Origin of the sequence: Streptomyces sp. NPDC048258 (assembly GCF_043201995.1) — a bacterium.
In the GTDB taxonomy this organism is placed as follows: Bacteria; Actinomycetota; Actinomycetes; order Streptomycetales; family Streptomycetaceae; genus Streptomyces.
Window position 1 is genome coordinate 1 of the sequence record NZ_JBICZH010000031.1, and the last position, 13,126, is coordinate 13,126.

Genomic DNA, 13,126 nt, shown 5'->3' on the forward strand with positions numbered 1-13,126 from the left:
ACGCCCGGTTACATTCCGAACCCGGAAGCTAAGCCTTTCAGCGCCGATGGTACTGCAGGGGGGACCCTGTGGGAGAGTAGGACGCCGCCGAACAACCCGCCCTTTTAGCTCAGTCGGTAGAGCGTCTCCATGGTAAGGAGAAGGTCAACGGTTCGATTCCGTTAAAGGGCTCCAACAAAGAAGGCCCCCGCCTATTGGCGGGGGCCTTTTTGCGTTCACGGCTTCCTTCACCGCAGCTGGCCGGCCGCCTCGTTGATGAACGTGCGTACAGCCTGCTCGAACTCGGACTCGATCGCGATGAGCGCCTGGCGGTCCTCCGCGTGGGTGATCTCACCGACCTTGGCGGATACGGCCTCCATCAGTCGGCGCAGTTGCGGATCGTCGGCCACGAGCTGGAGGCGGAACGCGGCTGTTTCGGCCGCGGCTCCCAGGCGGTCGCTCTCCAAGAGGGCCGCCAGCAGCGATTCTTCGTCGCGCGGGGAGCGTCGCTGGCGGAACCACAGGGTGATCTTCGCGCGTTTGAGATCCGTGACCGCCGCCGCGTAGCCGCTGTACGCGGCGAGGCGCTCCTGGCGCAGCCGTTCCCGGCGGGCCACGGCCTCCGCGCGCTCCGCCGTACGGCGCTGGAACAGGTAGGTGCTCAAGGAGCCGATCAAGGTGCCTGCGACGGCCACCACACTGGTCAAGGCTGTGTCCACGGTGGTGAGTTGAGCACACCGTGCCCCCCGTGGCCAGAGGCCGGTGGCTAGTCGCCCTCGCGCTGGTGCGGGACGCGGAAGGCGAGGATGGCCATGTCGTCGGAGGCGGGCTCGGCCGCGAAGCGTTCCACCGCGCGCAGGACGCGCGAGGCGACCGCGCCCGCGGTGAGGCCCGTGCACGTGGTGAGGACCTCCGCGAGGCCGTCGTCGCCGAGCATGCGGGTGCCCTCGCGGCGCTCGGTCACGCCGTCCGTGACGCAGAGGAGCACGTCGCCGGGGTCCAGGGTGAGGGTCTGCTCGTAGAGGTCCAGGTCGTCGATCACGCCCAGCAGGGGCTGCGGGTCCGCGGCCGGGGTGACCTCGCCGTTCGGGCGCAGGCGCAGCGGGAGCGGGTGGCCGGCGCAGACGACCTTCATCAGGGCGCCGCCGTCGGGCTGCGGGTGGAGTTCCCCGTAGAGGAGGGTCAGGAAGCGGCTGCGGGCGCCCTCGTCGAGGATGGCCGCGTTGAGCCGCTCCAGCACCGCCGGGCCGCCGAGGCCCTCGCGGGCCAGGAGGCGCAGGGCGTGGCGGGCCAGGCCGGTGACGGCGGCCGCCTCGGGGCCCGTACCGCAGACGTCGCCGATGGCGAAGCCGTACGCGCCGTCGCGGATCGGGAAGACGTCGTAGAAGTCGCCGCCCACCTCGTTGCCCTCGCCGGCCGCGCGGTAGATGACCTCGACCTCCATGCCGGGGATCGCGGGGGAGCCGGGCGGGAGCAGGCTGCGCTGGAGGGAGCGGCTGATGGCCGTGCGCTCCGAGTACAGGCGGGCGTTGTCGAGGGCGAGGGCGGCGCGGCGGGAGAGGTCCTCGGCGAGTTCGAGGATCTCCTGGCGGAAGTGCTCCTCGCTGGGCTTGCCGAGGGTGAGCATGCCGATCACGCGGTTGCGGGCGAGGAGGGGGAGGACCACCGTCTCACCGCCGACCGCGAGAGCCGTCTCCGGCCAGGGGCGGGCGCCGGCCTCCCGGACCGGCTCGGGCGGACTGACCCGGGAGAGCAGGTCCTTGAGGCCGTCGATGCGCTCCTCGTCCTCGTGGAGGACGTAGGAGAGGTACGGGTCCGAGGACTGGTCGGCGATGGTGTAGACGGCGCACCAGGTGGCGAGGGTGGGGACGGTCATCTGGGCCATGAGGGCCAGCGTCTGGTCCCTGTCCAGGGTGCCCGCCAGCAGGTCGGAGGCCTCGACGAGGAAGGAGAGGGAGCCGCGGCGCAGGCGCTCCAGCTCGCCGAGGCGGGCGGACTCGACGGCGAGGGCGATGCGGTCGGCGGCGAACTGGAGGCGCAGGGCCTGCTCGTTGGAGTACCGGCCGGGGACCTCGGCGGCGACACCGAGGGAGCCCGTGAGCCGGCCTTCGACCTTGAGGGGCACGGTCACGACGGAGCGCATGCCGGTGGACTCCAGGAGCGGGACGGCTCCGGGGACGGCGGCCAGGTCGTCGTGGACAGCGGGCATGCGGGCGGAGCCGTACCGGCTGGTGCCGGCCTCGACGGGGACGCGGGCGAAGCGCTGGCGGGTGGACGGCAGGCCGGTGGTCGCGCGGACCTCCAGCTCGGTTTCGTCGTCGGTGGCCAGCAGCAGGAAGGCGGCGTCGGCGTCGAGGAGGTCGCGGGCCCGTTCGACGGTGCGCTGGAGGAGGCCGTCGAGGTCGTCGGGGGCGGGCGAGCCGATGAAGACCTCGAAGGGGTCCGCGGGGCGGGGCTCGGTGAGCTGACCGCCGTCGGTGGGGACCCGTACGGGGGTCTGGAGCAGGGCTCGCTCGTCGTCGTGGACGAGGAGGCAGACGATGGAGGGCTCCCCGTGGGCATCGCGTACCCGCAGGTGCGAGGCGTAAACGGGGATGACGCGGCCGTCGGCGCCGCGGATGCCGTAGCTGCCCTCCCAGCGGGACAGGCGCAGGGCCTCGGCGACGCCGGTGCCGGTGCCGGGGGTCTGGGGCCAGGCGGCGAGCTCGGCGAGCGGGCGGCCGACGGCCTTCTCGGCGGGGTAGCCGAAGATGTGCTCGGCGTCCTCGTTCCAGGCCGAGACGGTGTCGGCGGAGTCGATCTGGAGGACGGCGACGCGGACCCGGCTGTCGGCGAGGGGGAGCAGCTGGTCGGGGACGACGGGCCCCGCGGATCGGGTACCGACCGGCCGGTCTGGGAGGTCGAGGCGGAACCACACGTGTTTGTGGGTGGCGGTGTACTCGACGCCCCAGCGGGTGGCGAGGGCGGCACACAGCATCAGGCCGCGGCCGTTCTCGCGGTCGGGGTCGGCGTAGGGGCGCTCGCCGGGGTGCTGCAGGGGCAGCTCGCGCTCCGGGTACCGGTCGGCGACCTCGACCCGTACGCCGTCCTCGGCGCGCAGGCACAGGACCTCGGCCCGGGTTCCGGCGTGGACCACGGCGTTGGTGACGAGCTCGCTGGTGAGCACCACCGCGTCGTCGACGATGTCCGCGAAGCCCCAGCCCTGCAGGGTGTCGCGGACGAACGCGCGGGCAGCGGCGACCGAGCGCCCGAGGGGATCGAAGCTGGCAGCCGCCCGTGCCGTGATCACGATTCTCCTTCGACGCGGTTGGACATCGGGTGCCAGGTTACTTACCTTCGCGGTCGGCATGGTGCCGTCGTCGGGGAATCCACCCGCAGGGTACGGCCGGTGTGCGATGGTGCCGAAGTGTTATGGCCGGGTTCGGCCAGGGTGAAACACTGGGCAGGCTTGAAGAGCCGGGCAGGCACACACGACGCCCGGTGGAACAGCGGTCGACCCTTTCGGGAGGGACACGGTGGAGTCTGGCGCAGCGGTGCGGCGTACGGGAACGCGGCCGAAGGGCGGGCGGTCCCGGCGAAGCGGCACGACAGAGGTCGATACCGCCGCCCTGAACCGGCTGCTCACGGCCCTGGTGTCGATGCGGGACGGAAACTTCCGCAAGCGGCTGACGGTGTCCGGCGAGGGCGTGATGGCGGAGATCGCCGCCGTCTACAACGAGGTCGCCGACCGCAATCTGCACCTGACCGGGGAGCTGTCCCGGGTACGGCGGATGGTGGGCCGCGAGGGCAAGCTGAGCGAAAGGCTGGAAACAGGTGCCTGTGAGGGCTCCTGGGCGGCCGCGATCGACGCCTCGAACCAGCTGGTGGACGATCTCGCCCGGCCGGTGTCCGAGGTGGGCCGGGTGCTGTCGGCGGTGGCCGAGGGCGATCTGGACCAGCGCATGGACCTGCGGACGCAGGCCCCGGAGGGGGCCGGGCATCCGCTGCGCGGGGAGTTCCTGAAGGTCGGGCGTACGGTCAACAACCTGGTCGACCAGCTGTCCGCGTTCACCGACGAGGTGACGCGCGTGGCGCTGGAGGTGGGTACCGAGGGCAAGCTCGGCGGTCAGGCCCAGGTGCGCGGAATGTCCGGTTCCTGGAAGGATCTGACCGACTCCGTCAACACGATGGCGTACCGGCTCACCGCTCAGGTGCGTGATATCGCTCTCGTCACGACGGCGGTGGCCAAGGGCGATCTTTCGCGCAAGGTCACGGTGCACGTGGCCGGCGAGATGCTCCAGCTGAAGAACACCGTGAACACCATGGTGGACCAGCTGTCCTCCTTCTCCTCCGAGGTGACCCGGGTCGCCCGCGAGGTGGGTACCGAGGGTGAGCTGGGCGGCCAGGCGAAGGTGCCCGGGGTCGCGGGTGTGTGGAAGGACCTGACCGACTCCGTCAACACCATGGCCGGGAACCTGACGGCCCAGGTGCGCGGGATCGCGCAGGTGACGACGGCGGTCGCGAACGGCGATCTGTCGCAGAAGGTCCGGGTGAGCGCGCGCGGCGAGGTCGCGCAGCTGGCCGAAACGATCAACCAGATGACCGAGACGCTGCGTACGTTCGCGGACGAGGTCACGCGTGTGGCCAGCGAGGTCGGGGCGAAGGGTCTGCTCGGCGGCCAGGCGCAGGTGCCGGGTGCGGCGGGGACGTGGAAGGACCTCACCGACTCGGTGAACACGGTCTTCCGCAACCTGACCACGCAGGTGCGGGACATCGCGCAGGTGACGACGGCGGTGGCCAACGGCGACCTGTCGCAGAAGGTCACCGTCGATGTGGCCGGCGAGATGCTGGAGCTGAAGAACACCGTCAACACGATGGTGGACCAGCTCCAGTCCTTCGGTGCGGAAGTGACGCGCGTGGCCCGTGAGGTCGGCGTCGAGGGCGAGCTGGGCGGTCAGGCGCAGGTGCCGGGTGCGGCGGGGACGTGGAAGGACCTCACCGACTCGGTGAACACCGCCTTCCGCAACCTCACCGGTCAGGTCCGCAACATCGCGCAGGTGACGACGGCGGTGGCCAACGGCGACCTGTCGCAGAAGGTCACCGTGGACGTCTCCGGCGAGATGCTCCAGCTGAAGAACACCGTGAACACGATGGTGGACCAGCTGTCGTCCTTCGCCGACCAGGTCACGCGGATGGCCCGGGACGTGGGTACGGAGGGCCGCCTCGGCGGCCAGGCCCGGGTGGAGGGGGTGTCCGGCACCTGGAAGGAGCTCACCGACTCCGTCAACTTCATGGCCGGGAACCTGACCTCCCAGGTGCGCCAGATCGCCCAGGTGACGACGGCGGTAGCGCGCGGCGATCTCTCCCAGAAGATCGACGTGGACGCCCGGGGCGAGATCCTGGAGCTGAAGAACACCATCAACACGATGGTCGACCAGCTCTCGGCCTTCGCCGAGCAGGTGACCCGGGTGGCCCGGGACGTGGGTACGGAGGGCCGCCTCGGCGGCCAGGCGCAGGTGCCGGGGGTGGCCGGCGTGTGGCGTGACCTGACGGACTCGGTGAACGGCATGGCCGGGAACCTGACCTCGCAGGTGCGCAACATCGCGCAGGTCGCCACGGCGGTGGCGCGCGGTGACCTGTCGCAGAAGATCGACGTGGACGCCCGGGGCGAGATCCTGGAGCTGAAGAACACCCTCAACACGATGGTCGACCAGCTCTCGAACTTCGCGGAGCAGGTGACGAGGGTCGCCCGCGAGGTGGGTACCGAGGGCATCCTGGGCGGTCAGGCGGAGGTGAAGGGTGTCTCCGGCACCTGGAAGGACCTCACCCAGTCCGTCAACTTCATGGCGAACAACCTGACGTCGCAGGTGCGCAACATCGCCGAGGTGACGACGGCGGTCGCGACGGGCGACCTCTCGAAGAAGATCACGGTCGACGCGAAGGGCGAGATCCTCGAACTCGTCACCACCGTGAACACGATGGTCGACCAGCTGTCCTCGTTCGCCGAGCAGGTGACGCGAGTGGCCCGCGAGGTGGGTTCCGAGGGCATCCTGGGCGGTCAGGCCCGGGTGCGCGGGGTCACGGGCATCTGGAAGGACCTCACCGACAACGTCAACCTGATGGCGAACAACCTGACGTCGCAGGTGCGCAACATCTCCCAGGTCTCGTCGGCCGTCGCCAACGGCGACCTGACGAAGAAGGTCACCGTCGAGGCGCGCGGCGAGGTCGCGCAGCTCGCCGACACCGTGAACACGATGGTGAAGACCCTGTCGTCCTTCGCCGACGAGGTCACGCGGGTGGCCCGCGAGGTGGGCACGGAGGGCCGCCTCGGCGGCCAGGCGCACGTGCCGGGTGTGTCGGGGACGTGGAAGGACCTCACCGACTCGGTGAACTTCATGGCCTCGAACCTCACCGGTCAGGTGCGGCAGATCGCCATGGTCACGACCGCCATCGCCAAGGGCGACATGACCAAGAAGATCGACATCGACGCCCGTGGCGAGATCCTGGAGCTCAAGACCACGATCAACACGATGGTCGACCAGCTGTCCTCCTTCGCGGACCAGGTGACGCGGGTGGCCCGCGAGGTGGGTACGGAGGGCATCCTGGGCGGCCAGGCGCGCGTCCGGGACGTCGACGGCACCTGGCGGGACCTGACGGAGTCCGTGAACGAGATGGCCGGGAACCTCACCCGGCAGGTGCGCGCGATCGCGGCCGTGGCCACCGCGGTGACCCGCGGCGACCTGAGCCTGAAGGTCGACGTGGACGCGGCGGGCGAGATCCAGGTCCTGCAGGACAACATCAACACGATGATCGTCAACCTGCGCGACACCACCTTGGCCAACAAGGAGCAGGACTGGCTCAAGGGCAACCTGGCCCGGATCTCCGCGCTGATGCAGGGGCGCCGGGAGCTCGACGACGTGGCCTCGCTGATCATGAGCGAGCTCACCCCGGTGGTCTCGGCGCAGCACGGCGCGTTCTTCCTGGCCCTGCCGGCCGGCGGTACCAACGAGATCGGGACGGAGGGCGGCGCGGACGGCTCGTACGAGCTGCGGATGCGCGGGAGTTACGCGTACGCCGGAGGCCAGATGCCCACTTCCTTCCGGCCCGGGGAGGGGCTGATCGGGACCGTCGCCGAGGAGAAGCGGACGATCCTGGTCGAGAACACCCCGCCCGGCTACCTGAGGATCTCCTCGGGGCTCGGTGAGGCGCCGCCCGCGCACGTGATCGTGCTGCCGGTCCTCTTCGAGGGGAAGGTGCTCGGCGTCATCGAGCTGGCGTCCTTCACGCCCTTCACCCAGATCCAGAAGGACTTCCTCAGCCAGATCGCCGAGATGATCGGTACGAGCGTCAACACCATCAGCGTCAACTCCAAGACGGAGATGCTGCTGAAGCAGTCGCAGGAGATGACCGAGCAGCTGCGCGAGCGCTCCGACGAGTTGGAGAACCGGCAGAAGGCCCTCCAGGCCGCCAACGCGGAGCTGGAGGAGAAGGCCGAGCTGCTGGCCCAGCAGAACCGGGACATCGAGGTGAAGAACACCGAGATCGAGGAGGCCCGGCAGGTCCTGGAGGAGCGCGCCGAGCAGCTCGCGGTCTCGATGCGCTACAAGTCCGAGTTCCTGGCGAACATGTCGCACGAGCTGCGGACCCCGCTCAACTCGCTGCTGATCCTGGCCAAGCTGCTCGCCGACAACGCGGACGAGAACCTCTCCCCGAAGCAGGTGGAGTTCGCCGAGACCATTCACGGCGCGGGCTCGGACCTGCTCCAGCTGATCAACGACATCCTGGACCTGTCGAAGGTCGAGGCGGGCAAGATGGACGTCTCGCCGACGCGGATCGCGCTGGTCCAGCTCGTGGACTACGTGGAGGCGACCTTCCGGCCGCTGACCGCGGAGAAGGGGCTCGACTTCTCGGTACGGGTCTCCCCGGAGCTGCCGGCCACGCTGCACACCGACGAGCAGCGCCTGCTCCAGGTGCTGCGCAACCTGCTGTCGAACGCGGTGAAGTTCACCGACACCGGGGCGGTGGAGCTGGTGATCCGGCCGGCCGGGGCCGATGTGCCGACGGCGATCCGCGAGCAGCTGCTGGAGGCCGGTTCGCTGCGGGAGGCCGACGCGGACCTGATCGCCTTCTCGGTGACCGACACCGGGATCGGGATCGCGGCGAGCAAGATGCTGGTGATCTTCGAGGCGTTCAAGCAGGCCGACGGGACGACCAGCCGCAAGTACGGGGGTACGGGCCTGGGCCTGTCCATCAGCCGGGAGATCGCCCGGCTGCTGGGCGGGGAGATCCACGCGGCCAGCGAGCCCGGTCGCGGATCCACCTTCACGCTGTACCTGCCGCTGCACCCGAGCGAGCTGCCCCCGCAGGGGTACGCGCCGCCCACGCCCGGCGGCGGCCGGGCCGAGCTGTACCGCAGGCCGGCCGAGGACGCCAGGCCCGCGCTGCCGGCGGCCCCGGTGGCGCCCGTACCGATGGCTCCGGCTCAGGCTCAGCCGGCCCGGGCCGAGCGGGCGGGTCTGCCGGGCTCGGAGCAGGCCGGGCAGGGTCAGGGCGGAGCCGCGCTGTTCCGGCGGCGGCGCAAGTCGCTGAGCGACCTGGAGCCCCGTACGGCGGTCCCGGGGCAGCCGGGCGCGGTGGGGGCCGAGGACGCCTGGGGCAACGCGGAGGCGGAGCTCCCGGCCGCGCCCCGGACGTACGACTTCCACGGCGAGAAGGTGCTCATCGTGGACGACGACGTACGCAACGTCTTCGCGCTGACCAGCGTGCTGGAGCAGCACGGGCTGGCCGTGCTGTACGCGGAGAACGGGCGGGAGGGCATCGAGGTCCTGGAGCAGCACGACGACGTGACGGTCGTGCTGATGGACATCATGATGCCGGAGATGGACGGCTACGCTACGACCTCCGCGATCCGGCGGATGCCGCAGTTCGCGGGGCTGCCGATCATCGCGCTGACGGCGAAGGCGATGAAGGGGGACCGGGAGAAGGCGATCGACTCCGGTGCTTCCGACTACGTGACCAAGCCGGTCGACCCGGACTATCTGCTGTCGGTGATGGAGCAGTGGATGCGCGGGAAGTGATCACCGGGTGAGCGGATCGACTCCGATTGCTGACTGACCGTGCCCGAGGCGGTGTGGGAGGTCGGTAAACGGGGAACCTTCTGCTCTCCCACCACGTTTCTGCTTCGTGCACAGTGACATCTTGGTGACAGGGTGTGGCGATCTCGGGACTGGGGCTACGATGACCGGCACAAGGACGGACGGCGCAAGGATGCCGTCCTCTGGGGCGGGGCCCGGCGTACAGGCCGGAGCCAGGAGCCGGGGAGGCCCCATGCCGGGGCGAGGAGGACAGGGCATGGTGCAGAAGGCCAAGATCCTCCTGGTCGACGACCGGCCGGAGAATCTGCTGGCGCTGGAGGCCATCCTCTCCGCGCTCGATCAGACACTGGTCCGGGCGTCGTCCGGGGAGGAAGCGCTCAAGGCGCTGCTGACGGACGATTTCGCGGTCATCCTGCTGGATGTGCAGATGCCGGGAATGGACGGATTCGAGACGGCCGCGCACATCAAGCGGCGGGAGCGGACCCGGGACATCCCGATCATCTTCCTGACCGCGATCAACCACGGTCCGCACCACACCTTCCGCGGTTACGCGGCGGGCGCGGTGGACTACATCTCCAAGCCCTTCGACCCGTGGGTGCTGCGGGCCAAGGTCTCGGTCTTCGTGGAGCTGTACACGAAGAACTGCCAGCTGCGGGAGCAGGCGGCCCTGTTGCGGCTCCAGCTGGAGGGCGGCGGTTCGAACGGTGTGGACGGCAGCAAGGAGACGGCCGGCCTGCTGGCCGAGCTCTCCGCGCGGCTCGCGGCGGTCGAGGAGCAGGCCGAGGCGCTGACCAAGCAGCTCGGCGAGGACTCGGCCGAGGCGGCGGTGGTGGCGACCGCGGCCCATCTGGAGCGCAAGCTGACCGGACTGCGCCGGGCGCTCGACGCGCTGGAGCCCGGGACCGGCGGGGGAGCGCCCGTACTGCCGCTGCAGGGCTGAGCGGCAAGCGGTCTGGCGGTGCGTCAGGTCTGGTGGTGCGTCAGAACGGCCACGGGACGGGCGACACGAACGGGTGAAGGCGTGGGCACGCGTGTCCACCGCCGTGGACACCGGTAATCTCGGGCCCATGGCCTCACGTACGTCCGGCAAGGGTTCCCAGAGCACCGCGGGCACCGCGAAGGGCCGCACCGGCCGTACGTCGGCGCCGGCGAAGAAGGCGGCTCCCGTGCGCAAGCCTCCCGCGAAGAAGGCCGCCGCCGCCAGGCGCGCCCCCGCCAAGAAGGCCGCGCCCAAGCCCGCGCCGTCCCCGACCGGGGGCGTGGTGCGGCTGGTGCGCGCCCTCTGGCTGGGCTGCGCGCACGCGGTCGGTGCGATCTTCCGGGGGATCGGCCAGGGTGCCAGGAACCTCGACCCGGCCCACCGCAAGGACGGCGTCGCGCTGCTGCTGCTCGCCCTCGCGCTGATCGTCGCCGCCGGAACCTGGTCGAACCTGAGCGGTCCCGTCGGCGATCTGGTGACCATGCTGATCACCGGTGCCTTCGGACGACTGGATCTGCTCGTGCCGATCCTGCTCGGTGTCATGGCGGTGCGTTTCATCCGCCATCCCGAGCAGACCGACGCCAACGGCCGGATCGGCATCGGGCTCTCCGCCCTCGTCATCGGGGTCCTGGGCCTGGTCCACATCGCCTGCGGGGCGCCCGGCCGGGACGAGGGCACCACGGCCATGCAGAACGCGGGCGGGCTCATCGGCTGGGGCGCCTCCAAGCCGCTGATCTTCACCATGGGCGCGCCGCTGGCCGTGCCGATGCTGGTGCTGCTCACGGTCTTCGGGCTGCTCGTGGTCACCGCGACCCCGGTCAACGCGATCCCGCAGCGGCTGCGGCGGCTCGGGATCAAGCTCGGGATCATCGCCCCGAACGAGTACGACGAGGGCTACGGGGAGGCCGAGGGCGCCTCCGCCGACCGGCACGACCCGGAGCAGTGGCGGGCCCGTACCGGATCAGGCGCGGGCCCCGACGACCCGGTGGACGCCGCCGAGGAGGAAGCCCTCGCCCGGCGCCGCCGGCCGAAGCGGGCCCCGTCCCGCCGGGCCATGGACCGGGAGATGGACGCCGTCGACGTGGCCGCGGCCGCCGCCGCCGCGCTGGACGGCGTGGTCTACGGGGGGCTGCCGCCCTCCCCGCTCGTCGCCGACCTCACCCAGGGGATCTCCGCCCCGCGGGAGGACGGGGAGCACACCGCTCCCGTGCCGTCCGCGCGCGAGGAGCGCCCCGTACCGTCCACGGCCGCGCCGCAGGCTCCGGCCTCCGCCGGTCAGCCGCACGCCACCACCGCCGCGGCCTCCGGGACGCTGTCGGTGCCGGACCTGACCAAGGCCCCGCCGCAGACCCAGCCCCTGCCGCCGCGCGCCGAGCAGCTCCAGCTGCGCGGAGACATCACGTACGCCCTGCCCTCGCTGGACCTGCTGGAGCGGGGCGGGCCGGGCAAGACCCGCAGCGCGGCCAACGACGCCGTGGTCGCCTCGCTGAGCAACGTCTTCATGGAGTTCAAGGTCGACGCGAAGGTCACCGGCTTCACCCGGGGCCCGACGGTCACCCGGTACGAGGTGGAGCTGGGCCCGGCGGTGAAGGTGGAGCGGATCACGGCGCTCGCCAAGAACATCGCCTACGCCGTGGCCTCGCCGGACGTGCGGATCATCAGCCCGATCCCGGGCAAGTCGGCGGTCGGCATCGAGATCCCCAACACCGACCGCGAGATGGTCAACCTGGGCGACGTCCTGCGGCTCGCGGACGCGGCCGAGGACGACCACCCGATGCTGGTCGCGCTCGGCAAGGACGTCGAGGGCGGCTACGTCATGGCCAACCTCGCCAAGATGCCGCACGTGCTGGTGGCCGGAGCCACCGGCTCCGGAAAGTCCTCCTGCATCAACTGCCTGATCACCTCCGTCATGGTCCGCGCGACCCCGGAGGACGTCCGGATGGTGCTGGTGGACCCCAAGCGGGTGGAGCTGACGGCGTACGAGGGCATCCCGCACCTGATCACGCCGATCATCACCAACCCCAAGCGGGCCGCCGAGGCGCTCCAGTGGGTCGTGCGCGAGATGGACCTGCGCTACGACGACCTGGCCGCCTTCGGCTACCGGCACATCGACGACTTCAACCAGGCCATCCGGGACGGCAAGATCAAACTGCCGCCGGGCAGCGAGCGGGAGCTCAGCCCGTACCCGTACCTGCTGGTGATCGTCGACGAGCTCGCCGACCTGATGATGGTGGCCCCGCGCGACGTCGAGGACTCGATCGTCCGCATCACGCAGCTGGCCCGCGCGGCCGGCATCCACCTGGTGCTGGCGACCCAGCGGCCGTCGGTCGACGTGGTCACCGGCCTGATCAAGGCGAACGTGCCCTCGCGCCTCGCCTTCGCCACCTCCTCGCTCGCCGACAGCCGGGTCATCCTGGACCAGCCGGGCGCGGAGAAGCTGATCGGGAAGGGCGACGGGCTGTTCCTGCCGATGGGGGCGAACAAGCCGGTCCGCCTGCAGGGTGCCTTCGTCACCGAGGACGAGATCGCCGGGATCGTGCAGCACTGCAAGGACCAGATGGCGCCCGTCTTCCGGGACGACGTCACGGTCGGGCAGAAGCAGAAGAAGGAGATCGACGAGGACATCGGCGACGACCTGGACCTGCTGTGCCAGGCGGCGGAGCTGGTCGTCTCCACCCAGTTCGGCTCCACCTCGATGCTCCAGCGCAAGCTGCGGGTGGGCTTCGCCAAGGCCGGGCGGCTCATGGACCTCATGGAATCGCGCGGGATCGTCGGCCCGAGCGAGGGTTCGAAGGCGCGCGACGTCCTGCTGAAGGCCGATGAGCTGGACGGAGTGCTCGCCGTCATCCGTGGGGAGGTACAACCGTGAGGCGCTGCAATTTTGAGGAAATCGCGGGCAACCGTTTCCCTTGGGCCTGCGTCCAGTTGAAGGAAGGTGGCGGCACGTCGCACGGGATCGGTTCCGGGCGCGGGGCCGCCGCACCGGAGGGGACCCTTCCGCGCCATTCGGATGGCGTAGGAAGTGCATCCTCCGGTTGCTCCACCCTTTCGTCACCCCCCTAGACTGGACATCCAGCAGGTGGCTACACGCTCG

At 70.6% G+C, this 13,126-nt stretch carries 5 protein-coding genes, 1 tRNA gene and 1 rRNA gene; 5 read left to right on the forward strand and 2 right to left on the reverse strand.

All coding sequences use genetic code 11. The features are described from left to right. Both rrf and ACGFYQ_RS38230 read left to right on the forward strand, forming a co-directional pair. A 5S ribosomal RNA gene (rrf, locus tag ACGFYQ_RS38225) occupies positions 1-93 on the forward strand; the annotation flags it as partial. A gap of 5 nt (positions 94-98) precedes the next feature. Then, a tRNA-Thr gene (locus ACGFYQ_RS38230) sits at positions 99-174 on the forward strand. A 53-nt stretch (positions 175-227) separates the two neighbouring features. On the opposite strand, the gene ACGFYQ_RS38235 is transcribed toward ACGFYQ_RS38230, so the two are convergent. Together ACGFYQ_RS38235 and ACGFYQ_RS38240 are read right to left on the reverse strand one after the other, a co-directional pair. Next, positions 228-698 (reverse strand): hypothetical protein, encoded by a 471-nt coding sequence (locus ACGFYQ_RS38235; protein ID WP_393751359.1) that lies wholly within the window; start codon positions 696-698, stop codon positions 228-230. Between the two features lie 47 nt (positions 699-745). Next, entirely contained in the window at positions 746-3,328 is a 2,583-nt protein-coding gene (locus tag ACGFYQ_RS38240) for a SpoIIE family protein phosphatase (RefSeq protein WP_393751361.1), read from the reverse strand. Between the two features lie 166 nt (positions 3,329-3,494). On the opposite strand from ACGFYQ_RS38240, the gene ACGFYQ_RS38245 reads away from it, so the two are divergent. From ACGFYQ_RS38245 to ACGFYQ_RS38255, 3 genes are all read left to right on the forward strand, one after another. Then, positions 3,495-9,035 carry a HAMP domain-containing protein gene (locus tag ACGFYQ_RS38245; protein ID WP_393751363.1) on the forward strand — a complete coding sequence of 1,847 codons (5,541 nt, stop codon included), beginning with the start codon at positions 3,495-3,497 and terminating at the stop codon, positions 9,033-9,035. A gap of 274 nt (positions 9,036-9,309) precedes the next feature. Beyond that, positions 9,310-9,993 carry a response regulator gene (locus ACGFYQ_RS38250; protein WP_362391085.1) on the forward strand — a complete coding sequence of 228 codons (684 nt, stop codon included), beginning with the start codon at positions 9,310-9,312 and terminating at the stop codon, positions 9,991-9,993. Positions 9,994-10,120: 127 nt separating this feature from the next. Next, positions 10,121-12,901 (forward strand): DNA translocase FtsK, encoded by a 2,781-nt coding sequence (locus ACGFYQ_RS38255; RefSeq protein ID WP_393751366.1) that lies wholly within the window; start codon positions 10,121-10,123, stop codon positions 12,899-12,901. Positions 12,902-13,126: the final 225 nt, after the last annotated feature.

Bases quoted from the DNA above. Each gene is read 5' to 3' on its own strand.
- ACGFYQ_RS38255 (WP_393751366.1), top strand. From the start codon at position 10,121: ATGGCCTCACGTACGTCCGGCAAGGGTTCCCAGAGCACCGCGGGCACC.
- ACGFYQ_RS38250 (WP_362391085.1), top strand. From the start codon at position 9,310: ATGGTGCAGAAGGCCAAGATCCTCCTGGTCGACGACCGGCCGGAGAAT.
- ACGFYQ_RS38240 (WP_393751361.1), bottom strand. From the start codon at position 3,328: ATGCCGACCGCGAAGGTAAGTAACCTGGCACCCGATGTCCAACCGCGT.